The sequence below is a fragment of the Borreliella afzelii genome, assembly GCF_014202295.1.
In the GTDB taxonomy this organism is placed as follows: domain Bacteria; phylum Spirochaetota; class Spirochaetia; order Borreliales; family Borreliaceae; genus Borreliella; species Borreliella afzelii.
In genome coordinates, this window is the sequence record NZ_JACHGM010000006.1 from 12,696 (window position 1) to 33,449 (window position 20,754).

The 20,754-nt window shown below is 23.4% G+C and carries 16 protein-coding genes and 10 pseudogenes; 6 read left to right on the forward strand and 20 right to left on the reverse strand.

From position 1 onward, the window contains the following. Position 1 precedes the first annotated feature (1 nt). Positions 2-1,093, reverse strand: coding sequence for a plasmid maintenance protein (locus HNP63_RS05125; protein ID WP_183227380.1), 1,092 nt, complete (start codon positions 1,091-1,093; stop codon positions 2-4). Positions 1,094-1,513: 420 nt separating this feature from the next. Between HNP63_RS05125 and HNP63_RS05130 the strand changes: the two are divergent. Further along, a pseudogene (locus tag HNP63_RS05130) lies at positions 1,514-2,523 on the forward strand (ERF family protein). Positions 2,524-2,563: 40 nt separating this feature from the next. On the opposite strand, the pseudogene HNP63_RS05135 reads toward HNP63_RS05130, so the two are convergent. From HNP63_RS05135 to HNP63_RS05175, 9 genes and pseudogenes are all read right to left on the reverse strand, one after another. Beyond that, a pseudogene (locus tag HNP63_RS05135) lies at positions 2,564-3,005 on the reverse strand (Mlp family lipoprotein). 151 nt (positions 3,006-3,156) lie between these two features. Further along, positions 3,157-3,693 (reverse strand): annotated as a pseudogene (gene bdr / locus HNP63_RS05140) (Bdr family repetitive protein). A 101-nt stretch (positions 3,694-3,794) separates the two neighbouring features. Next, positions 3,795-4,148: a BBA14 family lipoprotein gene (locus HNP63_RS05145; protein ID WP_183227384.1), complete on the reverse strand. Its 354-nt coding sequence runs from the start codon at positions 4,146-4,148 to the stop codon at positions 3,795-3,797. Then, positions 4,141-4,420: pseudogene (locus HNP63_RS05150) on the reverse strand (BlyB family putative holin accessory protein). Before HNP63_RS05150 ends, HNP63_RS05145 begins: the two are co-directional and overlap by 8 nt. 117 nt (positions 4,421-4,537) lie before the next feature. Then, positions 4,538-4,815: pseudogene (locus tag HNP63_RS05155) on the reverse strand (DUF1322 family protein). Then, positions 4,812-5,264 carry a DUF1473 family protein gene (locus HNP63_RS05160; protein ID WP_183227386.1) on the reverse strand — a complete coding sequence of 151 codons (453 nt, stop codon included), beginning with the start codon at positions 5,262-5,264 and terminating at the stop codon, positions 4,812-4,814. The pseudogene HNP63_RS05155 and the gene HNP63_RS05160 overlap by 4 nt, the downstream one beginning before the upstream one ends. A 15-nt stretch (positions 5,265-5,279) precedes the next feature. Then, positions 5,280-5,516 (reverse strand): annotated as a pseudogene (locus HNP63_RS07100) (DUF1463 family protein); the annotation flags it as partial. Beyond that, positions 5,506-6,422: pseudogene (locus HNP63_RS06865) on the reverse strand (plasmid maintenance protein); the annotation flags it as partial. The pseudogenes HNP63_RS06865 and HNP63_RS07100, both read right to left, overlap by 11 nt. A 674-nt stretch (positions 6,423-7,096) precedes the next feature. Beyond that, positions 7,097-10,273 carry a type ISP restriction/modification enzyme gene (locus HNP63_RS05175; protein WP_183227388.1) on the reverse strand — a complete coding sequence of 1,059 codons (3,177 nt, stop codon included), beginning with the start codon at positions 10,271-10,273 and terminating at the stop codon, positions 7,097-7,099. Between the two features lie 269 nt (positions 10,274-10,542). Between HNP63_RS05175 and HNP63_RS05180 the strand changes: the two genes are divergently transcribed. Further along, positions 10,543-10,683: a hypothetical protein gene (locus HNP63_RS05180; RefSeq protein WP_183227390.1), complete on the forward strand. Its 141-nt coding sequence runs from the start codon at positions 10,543-10,545 to the stop codon at positions 10,681-10,683. Between the two features lie 12 nt (positions 10,684-10,695). Then, positions 10,696-11,055, forward strand: a complete 360-nt coding sequence (locus HNP63_RS05185; protein WP_373477047.1) for a tyrosine-type recombinase/integrase — start codon at positions 10,696-10,698, stop codon at positions 11,053-11,055. An 839-nt stretch (positions 11,056-11,894) separates the two neighbouring features. Here HNP63_RS05185 and HNP63_RS06870 read toward each other — a convergent pair. From HNP63_RS06870 to HNP63_RS05240, 10 genes and pseudogenes are all read right to left on the reverse strand, one after another. After that, the gene (locus HNP63_RS06870) at positions 11,895-12,491 is read right to left on the reverse strand and encodes a type I restriction enzyme HsdR N-terminal domain-containing protein (protein WP_235685155.1); all 597 of its coding nucleotides are present in this window, start codon (positions 12,489-12,491) and stop codon (positions 11,895-11,897) included. Positions 12,492-12,572: 81 nt separating this feature from the next. Then, the gene (locus tag HNP63_RS05195) at positions 12,573-12,899 is read right to left on the reverse strand and encodes a hypothetical protein (RefSeq protein ID WP_183227392.1); all 327 of its coding nucleotides are present in this window, start codon (positions 12,897-12,899) and stop codon (positions 12,573-12,575) included. Between the two features lie 445 nt (positions 12,900-13,344). Next, entirely contained in the window at positions 13,345-13,800 is a 456-nt protein-coding gene (locus HNP63_RS05200; RefSeq protein WP_011703942.1) for a hypothetical protein, read from the reverse strand. Between the two features lie 123 nt (positions 13,801-13,923). Continuing rightward, complete coding sequence (locus HNP63_RS05205) at positions 13,924-14,478, reverse strand: hypothetical protein (RefSeq protein ID WP_183227394.1); 555 nt, start codon at positions 14,476-14,478, stop codon at positions 13,924-13,926. Positions 14,479-14,607: 129 nt separating this feature from the next. Next, a complete protein-coding gene (locus HNP63_RS05210; protein ID WP_014486465.1) occupies positions 14,608-14,856 on the reverse strand; it encodes a hypothetical protein in 249 nt (82 codons plus the stop codon). A gap of 563 nt (positions 14,857-15,419) precedes the next feature. Then, positions 15,420-16,030: pseudogene (locus tag HNP63_RS05215) on the reverse strand (chromosome replication/partitioning protein). Between the two features lie 63 nt (positions 16,031-16,093). Continuing rightward, positions 16,094-16,854: pseudogene (locus HNP63_RS05220) on the reverse strand (ParA family protein). 306 nt (positions 16,855-17,160) lie between these two features. Then, a pseudogene (locus HNP63_RS06875) lies at positions 17,161-17,773 on the reverse strand (DnaB-like helicase C-terminal domain-containing protein). A gap of 16 nt (positions 17,774-17,789) precedes the next feature. Further along, complete coding sequence (locus tag HNP63_RS07105) at positions 17,790-17,948, reverse strand: DnaB-like helicase C-terminal domain-containing protein (protein ID WP_080587190.1); 159 nt, start codon at positions 17,946-17,948, stop codon at positions 17,790-17,792. A gap of 145 nt (positions 17,949-18,093) precedes the next feature. Continuing rightward, entirely contained in the window at positions 18,094-18,486 is a 393-nt protein-coding gene (locus HNP63_RS05240; RefSeq protein ID WP_183227396.1) for a DnaB-like helicase N-terminal domain-containing protein, read from the reverse strand. Positions 18,487-18,601: 115 nt separating this feature from the next. Between HNP63_RS05240 and HNP63_RS07110 the strand changes: the two genes are divergently transcribed. From HNP63_RS07110 to HNP63_RS05255, 3 genes are all read left to right on the forward strand, one after another. Continuing rightward, complete coding sequence (locus HNP63_RS07110) at positions 18,602-18,748, forward strand: plasmid partition family protein (protein ID WP_373477048.1); 147 nt, start codon at positions 18,602-18,604, stop codon at positions 18,746-18,748. A gap of 456 nt (positions 18,749-19,204) precedes the next feature. Beyond that, a complete protein-coding gene (locus tag HNP63_RS05250) occupies positions 19,205-19,603 on the forward strand; it encodes a hypothetical protein (protein WP_183227398.1) in 399 nt (132 codons plus the stop codon). A 481-nt stretch (positions 19,604-20,084) separates the two neighbouring features. Next, positions 20,085-20,633: a P52 family lipoprotein gene (locus tag HNP63_RS05255; protein ID WP_183227400.1), complete on the forward strand. Its 549-nt coding sequence runs from the start codon at positions 20,085-20,087 to the stop codon at positions 20,631-20,633. Positions 20,634-20,754: the final 121 nt, after the last annotated feature.

The window sequence follows — 20,754 nt, forward strand, 5'->3', positions numbered from 1 at the left end:
CTCATACAACTTCTTTTAACATCAAAGAATTATTTTCATTTTTTATTAGTTCTAATAATTCACAATTATATGTATCAAATACTTTATTATATTCTAATTTCTTTTTGCTATTCAAATATGTTTTTATAATTGGCTTTAGAATTTCAATATTCGCCTTTTCTTTTAGTTGCTCAATGAGAATATTGAAAATGTTTGTCTTCATATTCTCATAATTTTTTTGTGAATTTTCTTTTTTTAATTCAATTGATTTTTCTAATTTGAGCGTTATTCTGCTTAAATCGTTATATTTTTGATGTTCAATAATAAAATGGGGTTTTAATTTATAATTTTCATATATTTTTTTAAATTCTGTTTCCAATTGTTCAGCATTGTATCCTTTTTTTTCTAATTGTTTTTTTGTATTTTCTAGAATTTCTTTTAATTTATTTTGCTTATCTTTAAGGCAAGATTTATTAAAATGTATATTTTTATGTTTTAGTAGTTTAATTTCAATGATTTTTGAGACTTTAAGCATTTTAATTTTCGAGTCTTTATTAATATCTAAATTTAAAATAAAAGGAAAAATTTCTTTACATTTAAAGTTGCATTTATTGGCATATTTTATTATTTGAAAATTTTCTATCTGTTTATTCTTTTCTTCTTTTATATTATTATTTTTATTACTTAAACACTCCTCCAAATTTACACACCTATTTTTATTAAATTTGTCTTTAAGGCCTATTTCAGCTCTTTTTTCAAATCTAGAATGTTTTTTATCTTCGAAGTATTTGTTTATCATATAGTGACACTCTTTTTTTGGATAATTAAGTTTATAGTAAATTTCAGTACCACAATTTATCCCCAAGTGTTTGTAGTAATTAGTTGTTACTTTAAATTTTTTTTCTAATTCGTAAAGATATTTTTGAAGTGTCTTTAATTTAACGGGATTTTGACCATTTCTTTTTAGATTTTCATTAAAGTAATAGAGTATGTTTTGTTGAGTGTATTTTTTATATTTTTTGTTTACATACTTTAATGTTGAGATAAGAACTATTAATTTATGTTGATGTTTATTATAGCAAATTGGACTTTTTTTATTGGTTGATATTGACATAATCGTCAACCTCCTGAAATTAGATTTATAATAATTAATATTATAATGCAAAATTTTGAATTAAAAGTAAATACTTTTCTAAAAAAATATTAAATTCTAATTATTAATTTCATTAATTAAATACACTTTTTGTAACTTGGTACAAATAAATTGATTTTAATTTTAAAATGGGCTACACTACAAATAACGTAGTTGTTTAAATATTGACATTTGCGACTACCTGAATTAGATAATTTGCAAAAAATGTAATGTAAGGGTTTAGCTTAGTTCTTTGGTAAAGAGAATCTAGCTAAGCCCTCATTTTTTACAAAAATTTTTTTATAAAAATTGGCAAAAATAGTTTTTGCTATTTTATTTATTTATAAATCTAATTTCAGGAGGTTGACGATTATGTCAAACATAGAAAAAAATCAAGAAAACATGAACAATGTTTCAATAAATAATAATCAAGATATACAAAATAATATACAAGCAGAAATTAAATTCTTAAACGATATGGATACTCTAATCATAAATTTACCAGGGATTGATAAAAATCTTAAAGGATAGGGATACAAATATCAGAATTTTAATGAAATAGTTAGAGAAATAAAAAACGCTATTAAAAAACACAATTTAGACCTTATGTTTAGGCAATTTCCAATCTCTGTAGAGGGAAAAAATGGTCAAGTTATAGATTATATTAGAACTACTTTTTACAATAAAAGTACTGGATATAGAAAATCATTTGATACACGAATTTTTACAGAAAATTTACAATGGAACAATGAAAATGGTTCTAAAAATGTGAATACATTGCCACAACTGGTTGGTTCAGCTATTACTTATTTCAAAAGGTACGCTTTAGTTGTATGTATTATCGTAGAAAGTGAAGTGGATACTGATGCAGCACCTATTTACAATAATTATGAAAACGAAAATTTTACACCTAATAAGCAAATTAGTGTTAATAAAAAACAAGAACAAAAACAAGATATTAATTACAATCAGAAAAAAACAATAATTCAGAACAACAAAACTACACCATTCAAAAACAAGAAAAAAGATAGTTTTTATCATTATGGAATTTTTAAAGAAGCGTTGTCTAACATAAAAAATTGGGTACATGACTTTGAAACAAAAGATAATATAAACTCAATTATTCAAAAAATAAGCTCTATTCAGAATATAGATCCCAATAATGTTGATGATATCAAGAAAATTGAAGCCGATTTAATCTCGTATTTTGAGAAAAATAGTGATTTTAAGAGTATAAACTATTGGGCGGAGATTATAAAAGACTATTTCAAAAAAAAAATAATAGATTAAAGGATTTACAAGATTTTGAAAAGTTTATGGTGTTTAAGAGGACTACTTATGGTTCTAGTCCCCTATTATTCTTTTGCGTGTTAAAAGAATATAAACAATTTGATTATATATTTGCATCATAGCAATATGTTTAAAGCCCCCTTATTTGGGGGCTTTATATTATTAATTGCCACAGGTACTATTTGTTTGACTTTTGAAATTATCTATATCACCCCCGCTAAGTGCTCCTTGGACTATCTGTTTAAAAGTATTTTTTTGATTTTCCGCATTATCTCCAGTACATTTATCAAGTTCACTTTTTATATGATTAAGCGCGCCTTTTATTTTAGATTCATCATATCCTAAAAATTTATCAAATTCTCCGTCTTTAGTTAAAGCGGTTTTTAACCAATCAAGTTGTTTTTTTTCATCTTCAGATAGTTTTTCTCTAAGTAATTCTTCTTTAGATTTTGGTTTTTCTTGTTGTGACTCTTTTTTGTTCTAAATCACGCTTTTTTCTACTTTGTGATTGTTTGGCATTGTTTTTTACAGTGTCATTATCATTAGAATTACAGCCATTTAGCATAATTAAAAACAAACAAAATAATATATTTATAATTTTCATTATTACTCCTTTTTTTATCTTCATTACAATACATTAAGTAATAAAAAGGTTTATTCTTGTAAGTATAGATCTTATTTTGAGAAATATTGCTGGTTGTTAGGGGATTGTTTGGAAATTATAAGTTATATATTTTGAGGATTATTTGTAATTTCTATTTAGAAAACAACCCATTAATGATCGACATAATAATATTTGCTGTGCTAGATATAGCAATTGGAGCTATTATTATTGTAATAATAATTATTAATCTGTTGCTTATATTAAGTTTTTCTAATAAAAATTTTTCATGAATTTTGAGTTTTTCGTCAAGGTTTTGTTTAAGATTTTGTTCTAAATTAGACATATCTTGTCTCAAATTCTTTTCTACAGTGTCAATCTTAGTATTCAAATTCTTTTCTACCGTGTCAATCTTAGCATTTAAGCCATCTATTTTGGTATCTAAATTCTTTTCTACGAAATCCATCTTAGTATTTAAATTCTTTTCTACACCATCAATCTTAGCAGCAAGATTATCAAATTTTATCCCAAATTGTTTTTCTAGATTTTCTAAATCTTTATATGTAAGTTCATTATGATAATATCTTTTAGATAAATCTTGTGCTATTAGTTGTTTCATTCACAATCTTATAAGCTCATTATATATTTGTTCTTCAGTTATACTTGCAGTATTTGTTAGCACGGTTTTTATAATATTGTCCTTCTATGGCTCATTATACACTATTTTAGTTAGTGGGGTCTATTTACAGATATAAAAAGTATAAGTTTTTGCAAGAAAAACCTTTTTGTAATTTACATTTTTAATTTCGAATATTGATTATAGACTTTTTTAGTTATGGTTTTTGTTTTGTCAATGTACTCTAAAAGTAGTTTGATATTATATTTTATTGAAGTTATTGAGTGTTCGTCTTTTGGTGTTGATAAGTTGGGGTAAATATATTCTGGATAATTTAGATCATTAACTTTTACTTTTGTTTTAGCTAAAAATGTTATAAGATACATAACATAGTCTGATAGTTGTGCTTCATCTTTAGCTAAAGTTTCTAGTGTTTGAATAATTGGCAGGTTTGGTTTGTCTGGTAGGCTAGCAATGGTAGTACAACATAGCAGAAAAGTAATTAATAAGTAGTTTACTAGTTTAAGCATTTTCACCCCTTTTAAGAGTGCCTAAATACTCTTTCATAATTTTATTGCGTTTTACTTTCAATGAGGAGATAATTCTCTTATTTTTGCTAGTAGAAATAGCCTCTATTCTCGATATTGTATTTTAAAATGTCTTGTATTTCTTCAAATATTTTCATTGATTTGGCTTGTTCCATAGCTTTTAGTGTTTCAATATATGTTTTGTAGAAAAAATCTATTACCTTGCTAAAAGTATTAATGTAGTTATGATCTATGTTTGTTTCAGCTTTAGCTATATTGGTTCATTTGGATAGCAAATTAAGCCCTAAACCAATAGTGTTATTTTGCATTATTTGCTCCTTCTTGATAGGTAGGTTTTCCTTCTTTGTTGAATTTTAGATTGTTAGATATTTTTAGATTTTTTCATCAGAATTAATTAGATCATATAACTCATAAACTAAAAAAAATCCTTTGTGCAATTCTTTTTCTAATTTAAGATCGGCTATTTGGTTGACTTCAATAAGCTCATCATAAGGCAATTTCTTAACCGTGTCGTACGAGCAAATATTCACATTATTACTGGAAAGTGGCACCTATAGTTCTTTATCTCGTCAAGTAAGTTAAAATACTTTTTTCTGCTCTCATTAAAATTTGCAATAGCTTGATGAAGCTTTCTATTTCTTTTGCTCATTTAGCAACCAGTTCATTAGAATTTGATGTAAGTAAAGTAGTTACTTTTGTATAATCAAAATTATCATTGATATAGTCAAAAGTAACAAAATCACCAACATTATTCTCATATTCACTCAAATATACTAAAGCGGGGGTTTTTAGATCATTGTCTATATAAAAAGTATTGAATTGCATGGTGTAAATAATAGGAACAAGATAGTCCTTGTAGTAAGAAATAAATTCTCTATTCGCATCTAAAAAAATCACATAGAATTCGTCTAAAAATTTTGGACTTATCATTAAGCTTGTAATTTCTCTTAGATATTTTACTTTGTTAAGTTTAGAAACAGCGTCACTTTGATTAATAAATTCCAGTACCTTGTCCCATTCATACACGGACAATACTCTTGGCGGGTATTCATAAGTTTTGTTTTTAGTCAAAATTTTCATTTTGTATCGCATTATCATGGCAGGAGTCTCTTTTTAGTTTTTATTTGGATTGGTTTTTTGGCAATTAATAGCCCTAATTTCAAAAGTAACTTTTTCAGCCTCTGAAGAATAACTTCTGGAGGGTTCTTCAGTAAAAATTGCATAGTTAGTAATAATTTTGGTAGCAATCCTATCATTGAATACTAAATTAAGCATTGTTTCATATTTGCTAACATCCATGTTGTAAAACTGATCGTCTGAAATTTCAGGTAACAAAATATAGCCTGTTGAAAATGTTTATTTTTATATTTTCATAATCTTTTTGTGAATTTTCTTTTTTCAATTCAATTGATTTTTCTAATTTGAGTGTTATTTTGCTTAAATCGTTATATTTTTGATGTTCAATAATAAAATGGGGTTTTAATTCGTAATTTTCATATATTTTTTTAAATTCTGTTTCCAATTGTTCAGCATTGTATCCTTTTTTTTCTAATTGTTTTTTTGTATTTTCTAGAATTTCTTTTAATTTATTTTGCTTATCTTTAAGGCAAGATTTATTAAAATGTATATTTTTATGTTTTAGTAGTTTAATTTCAATGATTTTTGAGACTTTAAGCATTTTAATTTTCGAGTCTTTATTAATATCTAAATTTAAAATAAAAAGAAAAATTTCTTTACATTTAAAGTTGCATTTATTGGCATATTTTATTATTTGAAAATTTTCTATCTGTTTATTCTTTTCTTCTTTTATATTAATATTTTTATTATTAAAACACTCCCCCAACTCTACACTACCCTTTTTAGTAGATTTATCTTTAATGTAGTTGTTAACTCTAGATGTAAATCGAAATTGTTTTTTTCTTGAAAGTATTGGTTGATTTTAAAGTGGCATTCATTTTTTTCACAATTAAGGTGATAGTAAATTTCAGTGCCACAATTTACCCCCAGATGTTTGTAGTAGTTTATTGTAACTTTTATTTCTTTTTGCAATTTATAAAGATATTTTTGCATTGTTCTTAATGTAGTGGTAGCTTGACCATTTAGTTTTAGATTTTCATTAAAGTAATAGAGTATGATTTTTTGTGTGTATTTCTTATATTTGGTGTTTATGTACTTAAGTGTTGAAATAAGAACTATCAATTTATGTTGATGTTTATTGTAGCAATTTGTCCTTTTTTTATTGTTTGATATTGACATAATCTTCATCCCTCTAGCTAGTTATGATTAATAACAATTGTTATTAATCATATAATGTAAAATTATGAATTAAAAGTAAATACTTTTTAAAAAAATATTAAATTTTTATTATTAATTTTTTTAATTAAATATAATTTTTGTAATTTAAAGAAAATAAATTGATTTTAATTTTAAATTGGGCTACACTACAAATAGCATATTTGTGTAAGTATTGACATTTGCACTTATCTATTTATGATAATTTGCAAAAAATGTAATGTAAGGGTTTAGCTTAGTTCTTTAACAAGAGAATCTAGCTAAGCCCTCATTTTTTTGTAATAACCCCAATTTGATTTTCATTTTAAAATGAATAGTATTTGTAAATGGTTTAGTCTGCTAAGCAAATATAAAGAATACTTAACAATAGTATAGTATAAAAATTAATTCCATTTATAACCTTCATTGTTTCCATTTTACTTTTTAAAAAAAATAAATACATACACACAAAAAAGTGATTAATATGATTAGATATATTAAATATGTAATAATATTTAAATAAATAAGTTTTAAACTTATTTATTTAAATAAAAAAGAAATTATAAGAAATAGAAAAAAAGCTGTATTAATTAAAATTAATTTTATATTTTTATTAAATGATTTTAAAATCTATTTTAGTAAGATTTAATATATTTTTTTTATTCATTGAATTCTTTAAGAGTAGATATTATTTTGTTAATTTCTTTTTGTACTTTAATTGTAAAGTGAATTACTTTAATAACTTTTTCAAGATGTTCAATTTCGTCAATATTAAGCTTTTTGCCTTTTCTATACTTTAAGTAGTTTTTGATAATTTGATAACTTCCAATTTCATATTCATATACTTCTTTAGAAACATTATTAAAACAACATGTTGGGTTATAATAAAGCTCTTTTGTATCTTCTTTATATAGAATTTTTTCTATAACTTTATTTTTATTTTGATTTATTTTTATAGTATGCTCTCCGATACTTCTGTCAATTTCTAAATTATCTTTTAATAAATGAGCATTAATAATGCTAGTTCCTAGCCTACTTAACTTTTCAAATATTTCTACACTATCCACAAATATAATTTTAGGAAAGTCTATTTTTAAGAATTCAATAAATCTAGTTCTATAGATATTTGAGTATAGCACTGCATAAATATAACCAAGTATTTCTTCTGGAGTAAATATTTTACTGTATTTAGTATTAATAAATTCTCTAAAAATATCTTTATTGTCTTTTTCATCTTTTTTAAAGTTTTCTTTTATTACACTAAATACACCTTGATCTTCTTTTATATAAAGAGGGAAAATATAGCCTGCCTCACTAGTTCTATTTGAAATTAAGCCCATTTCTATAATATTAGAAGTAGCTAAAACATGGCAAAAATTATTTGATGATAAAAATCTTGTTGCAACAATGCCTATGTTATTTTCAATTTCTAAAATATGTTTCATTGTTTTATAAAGAGGTATTGATACAACCCCTTTATTTTTAGAATAATAAATAAACCTACTATCAAATGGTCTGTACTGTATTTGCTTAACATAATTTTTATCAATATTTGTAGACTTTAAAAACTCTTGGGCTTTTGCTAATTTCCAATCTCTAGAGTCTTTTTCTATGCCATATTTATTTCTTGCATCTTCTTCTTTTAAATTTGCAAAATCATTAAGTTTGTTTAAAAGTTTTTCTTCTGTGTAGTCGATTGCTATTTTATCTTTATGCGTTTTTACGCCGACACTATATTCATTGAAAATATAATTTAAAGAAATTCCTTTACTGTAAATATCTTCACTTGATAAATCTTTTTTAATAAAAAAGTAATTAGGTGGACTGCATTCTAGCTTTTCTAAAGTTATACTATAAATATTATTCTTATTTAAGAATTCATATTTTTCTTCTCTTTTTCCTTTTATGCTTTTGTAGTAAACACTAGCCAGTTTATTCTTTTTTTCTTTTTCTTTAAATTTAATAAAAATAGCAATTGCAACTCCAGTTTGAATATCAAAAACATTCTCGTCTATGCTACCATCATCAGTTTTTTCTTTTTTTCTTATGTTGCCATGTAGATTAAGAATATAAATTTCGTCAAAGGTCTTTAAAAGGTGATATCTCATACCTCTAAATGTTATGTTGTCAAGATATCCATTATTAGTAATAACCCCAAGAAGGCCTTCTTCGGGTTTTTCAAATTTACTTTCTGCAAATCTAATAAACTTAGCATAGTCATCATTAAGTGATATTAATGCTTTTTCTTTTATAGATTTACCCTCTATTTCTTTATACTTTTTCATTAAATTAAGTATGTATTCATTATTGTTTTTTGATCCTGTGCTATAAGGTGGGTTTCCAAGTATTACTAGTATTTCCTTATGTTTAACTTCATTTGTAAGCTCGTTTTCTTCACTAATTGCAGGGAAAAATCCTGCAAGACCCTTTTGATCTGGAATTTTTGTTATATCAAGTGTGTTGGTCAAAAATACTTGTAGTCTTGTTCTTTCATTATCAAAATCAACATTACAAACCTCTTTTAAATATTGACTTAGCTTAAGGTGTGCAACAGCATAAGGGGCCATTAAATATTCAAAACCATAGATATTTTTTAATATATGATTATCAATATACTCTGGTCGTTTTCCAGATTTTTCTGTAATTTTATCTAATATTGCTTTTATAACTTCAAGTAAAAATGTACCAGTACCAGTTGCAAAATCAAGAACCGTTACTTGATCTCTTGTAGCAAATCCAAGTTCTAGCTTAAATTCTTTTTTAAGAACTTTTTGCAAACTACTTACAATAAAGTTAACAACAGGGCTAGGAGTATAATAAACACCTTTTGCTTTTCTTAAATTAGCATCGTACTTAGCAAGAAAATCTTCATAAAAATAAAGATATGGATCTTTTGAGATTAGTGTAGTTCTTGTAAAAGAAAACTCATTAAAAATAAGTTCAGCATCAATACTATTTACTACATTAATAATTTCTTCTAAAATCCACTTTAAGCTATTATATTCTCTATTAACTCCAATATCATTAATGAGATTTAATATATCCCTTATAAGGGAAAAATTAGAAGGTATAAATTCTTTTATATTATTAAAACTAATTTTTATATTTTCTTTATTATTAAGGCGAGCAATAAATACTCCATATGTAATAGTTTGAGCAATTGAATCTGAAAACTCATTGATAGAAAAGTTATTACTGTAAATATTTTCTTTAAGTACATTATAAGTTGAAACCAAAGTATTTGTTTTTTTAGAAAATATACTTAGCTCTAAATTCTTTTCAATTAATTCTTTTAGCATCCTTGCTCTATATGAAAGAAAGCTAGCAAGTTCTTCTATGTTTTTAATTCGTTGAGGCGCAGTGCTAAAAAAATTTCTAAAAACATCTATAACACTATTTATTTTAGTATCACTAACAGTAGGTTTTGGTTTTTCAAGATCAGATTTAAATATTAATACTTCTCTTTCTATAACCTCTTTACTTCGTATTAAAATAAACTCAATATAGTTTGTAAGTATTATATTATCTGAAAGTTCTTTATATTTTTTAATCTGATCACTTTTAAGTGTTTCATCTAGGTTTTGTTCAATGCGCTTAACTTCAATATAGCCTACTATGCTTTTATTTACTCTAATTACATAGTCAGGTGAGCCAAAACCTTTTTTGCTTCGTTTTGGTTCATGCTGAATAGTAATATCTGAATTTGGTTTTAAGTTATTAAATAAAATACTTAAATATTCTCTATCAGTATACTCTGTTTTTTCTTCCAATGTTGTACTTTTTAGATTAGCTATATATTCTTTTACTTTTTCAAATAAAGACTCATTACTGTTCATCTTTATAAAGATAAAAGATATATAGTTTAATATCAACTAAACTTATGTTTTAAAAAAACTCTTTGGTTTTTATATATCTGTTTTTGTTATTAATATTATTTATGCTAATATACTATATTTTTACTAAATTCATACATATATAATGTGCATTTACCCATAAAGTGTACATTTTATGGGTAAATTGCTTTATAAAATGAAGTTTTTGTTATATAATAACCATTATTATAGGAACATTTATATATGAAAGCAAAAAAACTAAGAAAAGAGAATTGCCAGTAATACTAACTCAATCTGAAGCAAATTTATTACTTAATTCATTTAACTTAAGGCACAAAACTTCTTATAGGAATCGTTTACTTATAGAATTCGCACTTCTTGCCGGTATGAAAATATCTGAACTTGCTGCTTAAAAGTGGACTGATATTGAAGATAGCACTGGGATAATTCATATAAAGATGGGTAAAGGCAAAAAAGATAGGGTAATATTTTGCTCTCCAGAATTTTTTAAAGAACTTAAATCAATGAACGCTAAATTTAACTTAAAAGTGAATATTTATGTGTTTCTAAGTTCAACTGGAAGTAAAGTTGATATAAATACACTACAAAAAATGATTAAGTCAAAATGCATTAAGTTGGGATTTAAAAAGAGAGTTTATTTTCATTTATTTAGACATACTTATTTAACTAAGATTTATATACAAGAATATAATATTATGTACCATAAAAATAAAGAATATAGCTCTGAAAAAGAACGAAGTAAATACCTAAGTTTTGTATTATGAAGCTAAGAATATATAAAGAAAGACTTTTTAAATTAAAACAACCAAGCTTCTTTGATTCTTTAACAAATTAAGAGTTATTTTAAGACTTAAAACAGTTTTTTAGTAATTTAAAATAAACAAAGAACTAGAAAATAAATATAAAAAAATAGACAGCAATAGATACTTGATAAATATCATAAATTATAAATTCAAATATGTATTTATTTACTTAAATTAATAATTATTTAGTGTATTTTCTTATATTTTGAAACAATATTATTATAACTTAGTTGAATAAGATCTTTGATTTCTTGAATTTGGGAATCCGATGTACATAGAATCTGAATATCTCCATTGCCCCATTTGCCAATATCCTTAACGTATCTAGTAAAACCTTCTTTTACAGAAGTTATTTGATTTGGAGTAATAGTAATATTTATTTTATTTGTCCTAGGTGTAAAGCTAAAATCTACAAAACACCCACCCTATACTTTAAATCCTGTATAGCACTGTGTTTTAACTTTCTCGATTTCATTGGGATTTAAATCAAAGATAAAACCTTCTAATTTGTTGTATATTGCTTTCATATCGGGATTTAATTTTTCAAATTTTTTTAAATTTTCAGTTTTAATATTATTACTATTGCTACTATCTATAGTAAATTCTTCATTATTTTTTTACCATTATTATCTTTTATGCCAGGTTTTGTACCATCTTCTATATTATTTTTTTTATTATCTACTGATATATCGATTTTTTCATTAAACATGCTAAAAGAGTTTTTAATAATGTTTTTAAATATTTCGTCTGAACTTTTTTTATCAAAGTTAATTTTAGTTTTAAAAAATTCAAGAAAATCGTCACTTGTATTTTTCTATTTCTTTTATAAAATAAGCTAAAAATTTGTCAGTATACTTTTTTTCTAATGCAAAAGACTTAACTTCTTCAATATTTAAAGAATTTCTAGAAAACTTTTTAAGATATTCAAAATCCTTAGATGTTAATTTCTCTAAATTAATAACCATAAAAGGATCTTTGTCTAGTACATTATTATTATCTAGGTCAGTATAAAATCTATACTCTATGCCATTTGTTAATATTTCAAATATAACTTTTTTTGTATCTTTTTTATAACGAGTATTATTAAAGTAATAAACTAATTGTTTAAAATGATTTTCAATTTTTTCTTTATGATGTTTAGCTTCTATTAAAATAACAGGCTCTTTATCTTTTGAATAAAAAATATAATCGGCTTTCATGCCATTGCTACCAGGAAAATCAGCTGAAGCCTCAACTTTAACAGCCGAACGATCATAACCCATTACTTCTAAAAACGGATCAATAAAACTATATCTTGTTTGTGCCTCATTTTCAATATCATCTTTATCAGATTGTATTTTTGCACTTAGATCTTTTATTGACTTTATAAAATTTATATCGTTATCTTTATGTAACATATGTTTATATATTAGCAATAAAATTAGAAAATAGTTAATTTAAAAATAAATTTTCCAAATGTCACTCGGTATTTAATGATTTTAAGCTTTAGAACTTATTTCTTTATTATCTATTCGCTCTATTTTAAGTGCATCAAATACTTTATTAGTAAAGAAAAGCATATATTTATTACTTGATTTATTTAGCCTAGCATCAATTTTATCCAGTCTAGTTTCAACTCTATCTAATCTAGTTTTAACTTCATTAACTGAAGTAATTAAATTTTTAGTCTCAACTTCAAGTGTTAGCACTCTTTTATCTAGTTTATCTATTTTGATATCTAACTTTTTATTATCTTCTTTTAAATTTCCTAATTCTAGGTCAATTTTAGTAAGCCTTCCTCCGAATTTATAACTTATTGCTAGCATACTAATTAAAAGTTACCAAAATACCAATTAAACTACCAAAATCCTTAATTAAGGTATAAAAATCCATATTTATATATTACTTATATTTTTTGTATAAATTCTTTAATTTTTATTAGAATCGTTTATTACTATAATACGAATAAATTTTTTATTTACAATTTTTGTATCACATAAAACAGCAAGCTGCCAAGATAATCTATTAAATCCAATTTTTTGATCAGAATGAGCCCTTTTACATACACCATTATGAAATTTATCATTATCACTATATATAAAAATTCCTAAGGGGATTATTCATCGACATCCTTATACATAATAAAAATTTTATTATTAAAAAGTCTTTTAGGATCGGGTAATACAATTATTTTTATTTCTAATAAATTTTTAAGCACTTCATAAGCTAATTTTCCAATTTTATAATCTTGAAGTAGTTTTGAGATTTTTTTTATTGAAAAATTTTATTTGCAGTTTTTTCATACATTATAATCTGATTTGGTTTTATAGGAAAATTTATAGCACTTTTTATTATTTTATTTAAAATATTTTTATCTATTGAAACGTTATTTATTTTAATATTAGTTTCTATATTGATTTCTTCTGTAGCTTTTTTAAATATATCTTCATACATTGCATTTGATAAAGTATAAAAAACTCTATTTATTAGTTTTCTATATTCTTCATCATCTATAAAATATGGATAAGGAATTATTTCTTTTAAAGAAAAATCAACAAGATTAAACTTTATTTTATTTTCTACACCTTTCCATATAGTTGGAGTTGCCCCTAAATTTTTTATTTTTGTATTAATGACATTTTTAGTTTCAAGATTAATCCATATATCCTCTTCCTCGTATACAAATATTTTTGTAAAAAGAATATCCAAAGCTTTTTTATAACACATAAAATTTTTTTAAATATTTTTATTATGATTGTCAAAATTTAATTCTAAATAAAATTTTTATGTCTATTTAAAAAAAATAACATATTTTCTTTGAATAGGCATAAAAACTACATAAAAAAGATTTTATTCTATTACTAATAGAATAAAATTATAATAATCAAAATAAATTATAGGTTCTGGTTTTTCAATAATAATTGGACTAAATCTTCCAAACATTATTTGACTTGTTTCAAAATCATTAAAATAATCTGGAAAATAATCTGGATTAGATAATATTAAATAGTCGACTTTTATTTCTAAGTTATCTTTGCTATATCTATAAAGAACATATCTATTTGTATTTATTCCATATTTTTCATTTTCTTCTTTATTTGAATAAATTAAATCTAAAACTTTAAAATCTTTTCCTACTATTTTTTTAAATTCATTTTCAAGATCTTCTGTTTTTATTTTTATAGATGAATTTTTAAATCCATAATAATCTTTAGATGGTATTATAAGGCTATTAGGTAATGTTTCTTTAGAATTTTTAGTATATTCTTTAATTAAATTATAAACAAATTTTTCAAGTTGTTTATAATTTTTTATTTTGCTTATTGGTTTTATAATAATCTTTTTATTTATTTTTATATCAAGATTTAAAAAACCTTTAAAATTTTTATAATCTTTAAGTCCCAAAAAACAAGATTCTTCGAGTCCTAAGTCCCATTCTTCTTTTATTTTTTTGTTTCGTTAGTAAAAAAAAAGATATCTAATATATTTAGATCTTCTATATTTTGTTTTTTTGATGAATTTGTTTTCTTTTTATTAATAATTTTTTTTCCATATAGCAAGTAAATATTTTGGCAATATATAGAGATTATATATTCCTTCTTCAAACCCTTTTTTAGTTTTAAAAGGGAAATTATATCTATGACTATCACGGTCATTCGGATGTCCTTTGGGGATATATTCAATTTTATTATTGAAAAAATTATGTGGTACATGATCACTAGGATTTGCTTTGCTTTTATAATCATTTTGATTATTTACTTGGTTTTTAATATTTTCCGCCATTTGATCTTGAAGATGTTTTTTGTAATTTTCAATTTTTTTATTATTCTATCTTTTTTAAAATTTTTATAAATTTTCATATCGTCTTCTTTAACTTCTTTTATTCTTTCTAGTTTTTCTTCTATTGCATTTTTTTGAACTAAATTTTCTTTTATATTTTTGATTTATATCAAGATTGAATTCTTTTATTTTAGTTTTTAATTTTTCTTTTAATATATTTGAAATGCTGCTAAAAACAAAATTATTGCTAATTTGTTTTAATATTTTTCTTTGTTTTATTTATTTTTTTAATTTAATTATCTTTAATTTTTTCTTTATAAATCATAATAAATTTGAATTAAAAAGTAGAGTTTGAAATTAATAAACTATTACAGAATAACTTCAATAAAAAATAAACATTAAAAATACAAAAGTAAACTTTGAAATGAAAAGTAAACTTTTACAATATATTCCGAGTGACATTTTTAAAATTAAAGTTATATATAAAAAAATCTTTATAAAGTAATTATGATATTCATGAAAAAAATAGTATTTTTATAAAAAAATTAAAATTAAGGATTTAATCTTTATTTTTGGTTTTTACTATTTTCATATTGAGATATAAAATCTAATAGAATATCTTGCTTATCTTTAAAAAGTCTTTCTAAAATAAAATATACTCTTTTAGTATCTTGTTTACAACATTTATATAACTCCTTATCTTTTACTAAAATTCTAATAGGGATGTTTTCATTATAATCTTGATCTATATTATCTTGTTTTATATCAATACCCAATGATTCTTGTTTTTGTATATATTGATATATAGCTACAAAGCCCAACTCTTTAATCTTATCTATTGATATAACACCCTCTAAAACTTTTTTATAAACTTTTAAATATAAATAAGTTTGAGTTTTTGCAATTACAAAAGGTTTTATAAACCCATTAAAACTTTTAAATCCATCATATTTATAAAGTTTTTTTGTTTTATTTCATATAAGATTTTCATTCTTTGAATTTTATTTTTAATATCTGACTATTAATTTAACCTTAATTGCTCTTTTAAATTATTATAATTTTTTAAATCTTCATCATTAGTATTATTTAAATTAAGCAGTTTTTCATATTGAGAACCTTGAATTCCTCTATTATATAAATCTATTTCTTTTCTATCTTGTTTTTTAGTTTTTTCCATTTTTATCCCTTATTTATTTAATAATATTACTATAACTTGTTCGGTTTCGAACCACTATTGTTTTTATAAACAAAGAATATTTCTTAAAGTGCTTCCTATTTCTTTATAATATTTTGCTTTTAAAGAAGGCTCTAAAAGTTTATTTATAATAATTTTTATACTATTATAAAAATGCACCTTTCCTTTTATATACTTCCCATATTCTTTAAAAAGAGCATTCTCTAAATCTTTTAGTGTATTTCTATTTTTAATAAATTGATTTTCTACAATAGAAATATTAAAAATTTTATTTCTAAGGCTTTGAATATCACCAATAGTTTCCATTAAAATAACTAAACTTTCTACTGGAGACCATCTCTCTACTTGAACCGGAATTACAATATGATCTGAAACATTTAAAACATTTTTTAGTAAAAAGTCTAAACTAAGAGGAGTATCAATCAAAATATAGTCAAAATCAATGTCTATAATATTTTCATTTAAATGATAATTTAACTAACATCCTTATAGTCTATACCCTTTTCTGAGTTAAATTTTGCTAAAATAGGATGGGATGGAATTAAAGAAATATGATCATTGATTTTATTAATACACTGATCAAAATAAACATCTCCTTTTAATATATTGTATAGATTAAACTTTTCAATATTAAAAACATATTTTCTAAAATAATAAGTTAAAGAATTTTGTGAGTCAAGATCAATTAATAATACTTTTTTAGATAAATTTTTAATCACATATGAAAAGAGTATTGAAAATATACTTTTGCTTACACCTCCCTTAAGGCTTGCCATTGTTATAATAATTGGTTTTTTTGTATCCATTTATCTATTATTCCTTTTTATGGTAATTTTTTGCTATAATATTTATATACTATCTTTTCCATTTTTTTAAATGAGATATCGTATATTGATAATACTTAGTTTCTTTTTTAATTTTTTTCTTAATATAATTAGTATAAATAAAATTTCTTGTTCTGATTTTTACTGTCTTTTTATTGATTCCTTATTATTTAATCAATAAAGGATTTATTAAAATAATATCATTAATAATAACTTTTACATTAATTAATATTTTTTATTAGTTAAAATACTGTCTATAAAAATATAAGAAAAACTTTATAACAAAAATTATTCTTTATCCGAAAATCTTAAAATACTAGGATCAAAATTAAGATCAATTTTTCCAATACTTCCATTTCTATTCTTTGCAACAATAACTGTTGTTGACAAAATTTCTGATTTAATTCTTGCATCGCTGACTTCTTGTTGACTCTTATTCCTATGCATTAAAATTACAACATCGGCCACATCTTGCTCTAATGCCCCAGACTCTCTTAAAGAGGCTAAACTTGGCTCTTTATCTTGTACATCCTCGTGTAAGCTGAGACAATGCTACTATAGGAATTTTTAAAGTTCTTGCAAGATCTTTTAGGGTTTTTGAAATAAATGCAACTTGTTCAAACCTAGGTTGATTTCTTTGATTAATAGAAATTAAACCTAAATAATCAATAAAAATTATATCAACTCCATTTGACCTAACTATTCTTCTAATTTCAGAACATAAACTTAAAATATCCAAATTAGATTTACTATTGATAAGAAAATAAGTGTCTTTAAAATATTTTAAAGACAAATCAAGTTCTTTTTTTTCTATATCTCTTAAAAACTCATGTTGTATTTTAAAATGTAAAATTTTACTAAAAAAACTTAAAGATCTTTTAATTAAACTATCTGATGACATCTCAAGTGAAAAAAACCTACTTTATGTTTTTTATAACACCAATATTTAATGCAATATTTAGTGCTAATGTAGTTTTTCCAACACTTGGTCTAGCCCCTATAATAATAAAATCCTCTTTTTTAAAACCTACTAAAATTTTATCGAGACTTTCAAAACCCGTTCTAAAGCCTTTAATTTAAATTCCTTCTAAATTAGTTCTATTTTTAATTTCATTTATAATTTCAAAAGATCTATCTTTTAAATTAATATTAGAATTAAAGTCATAAATTAATTCTGAATTTAAAGTAAGAGAGTTTATATTATTTAAATTTGTATTAATTTCAATTGAAGTATCTTCTTAAATTAAGAATTATATTCTTTAAAGAAGTAATTAATTTTCTTCTTAAAGAAAAGTCTTTAACAATTCTTGTATAATCTGCAACTGATTTTGAAAATGGGTAAAAACTAGCTAATTCAATCAAAGCATCATGATTATAATCTTTAATTTCAATCTTTAGCTTTTCAAGTTTATTAATTACAGAAATTGGCTCAATTTTTATGTTTTTAGCAAAAAGATCCAACATAACTTGAAAAATAGATCCATAAAGTGAATAAAAAAAATCTTCTTTTTTTTTTAAAAAAACACTAATAATATCAATAACCGAAGAATCTGAAAAGATTGATGCTAAGATATTTTTTTCTGCATCAAGATTATAAAGCTTTAATTTATCCATTTAAAATTTCCTTTTTTAAGTAAAAAACTATTAAATTAAATTGCTCCTCAAATAAAGCCTTTGTAAGTTTTGGAAATTTATTTAGATAATTTTCATCAATTACTTTTAAAACATAATCTGGAGAGTAAACAGGGATAAAGAATTATATGAGTTTGTAAAACAAGATATAAAAAGAGTAAATTATATTTTAAAAGAACTTTTGTATAATAGAAAAAGTATTTTAGCTGATATTTTAAATAAATACAATAATGAAAGAAAATGAAATTATTCCTTGAGTTTAACGCAATTTTTAAATTTTAGCTAGAATTTTGAATTCAGTTTTATTATAGTTTCTGGTCGGAATTGCTTATAAATAGCAAAATAAATTGCCACAATTATACAATTTGAAATTATCTCAATATGTACTACACTTCAAAACATTAACTATATAAATTTTTTATGAAATCTTTATAAAAAAGAATTAGCTTCGTTTTTGTAATTTAGATTAAAAAGGAGACAAGGTTGTTCTATATTAAAAAATATCTAATTTTTATTCTATTATTAAACCTTATAAATTGCAATTTATCCAATAAAAACAAAAATTCAGAGCAGGAAGACGCCTATTATTAGTAGTCTTGATAGTAATCAGAAACAAGCTTTCATATTCTTCAAGGACTTAGTTAAAAATAAACAGTATTCAAAAGATTTTGATCAAGCAATCAAAGAGCCTTTAGAAGCTTTGAAAGCACGGATAGAAGAATTAAAAAATGAAAACAAGCAGGATATTGAGCTGCAAAATAAGCTTGATCAAGGATTTAACTGCGACTATGACGATAGTAAAATGGAGAAATTATTTGTTCAACTTGGAAATGACAACGTGAAAAAATTTCTTCAACAATTACATCTCGTGCTAAAAGCTATTAATGACGGTACGCATATAAGCTTTACATCATTAAATCTTACACAAACACCAAAAACTTTAAGTGAAAAACAAGAAATAGTATTAGACGTTACAAAACGTAATTTATATATTCAATTTTATTTTTACAGCAATGATATTTTTAGGGAAGGATATACTCCGGCAGAATATTTCTTCAACGAAGTAATGAAATATCATTTAGCAATGGATAATTACTAAAAGATATTTTAGTAGTTTGTTAACTGTTTTTTAAAGACAAATGAAAAAATGATCTAGTATTTTTTAGGTTTATATTCTTCCATTATTAATTTTTCCTTATTTATGTTTTTAAACACAATATTGATTGATCTTTATTATCATCTATTAAAGCCTTAAAAATTAATAAAAACATTTATAAATAGGGTTTTAAAAAAATCAACTAAAGGTGTTGATTTAAGCGTAAAGCATTCTAATTTAAATTATCTTCTACAAAAGCAAGTATTTAAACTTATAATTCTTTTGTTTATATTTTTAATAAAATTTGATTTTAATAAAATCTAGTATTTAACAATTCTTGAGAAAAGATAAAATTGGTATATATCTATCTTTTAGAGGAATCTATCTTACCTAGCAGAACTTTTAAAAGTTTGCTAAAAATAGTATTTAGACAAATTTATATATTTGTAGATTGTTTTAGCAGTAAAGTGGAGAAGGAGTATATATGAGGATTTTGGTTGTTGGTGTTTGCATAATAACATTAGCTTTATTGGGCTGTTATTTGCCTTATAAGCAGGAACAAGCTGTCCAAACTTTTTTTGAGAATTCACAACAAAGTAGTGATATGGGTTCTGACGAGATTGTTACTGAAGGCATATTTGCTAATTTAAAATTATATGAGGCTGAGCATCGTTTGTTGATTGATATAAAAGGGACTCTACACACTTTACATAGTTTGAAAAATGGTACTCGAGAAATCCCTCCATTGACTGACTATAATGAGGAGTATTTTAATAAATTCTTTTTAAGCTTAGGTTCTGATCGATCTAAAGAATTGATTAAGTTGTTTGGTAGGATAAAAAATGAGCAGGATGATGATAAATTTAAAGGAAAAGCCCATTGGCTATATTTCTGTATAAGGGAGCTATATTCTCTAGATATTAAGTATTCTGGTGAAGACGGGTATGAATATTATAGTGGTGGGAATGAGGTTGTTATACCTAGGCCTACTATTGATGAACAATATTTAAAAGTGAAGAAAGTAATAGGATAGTAGGTTTAATCAGTTTTAGGTTAAAGATATTTGAATCTCTGAAGGTTAGCTTTTATACTAAATAATAATTATATATATAATTATTATTTAGTATAAAAGCTAACCTTCAGAGATTCAAATA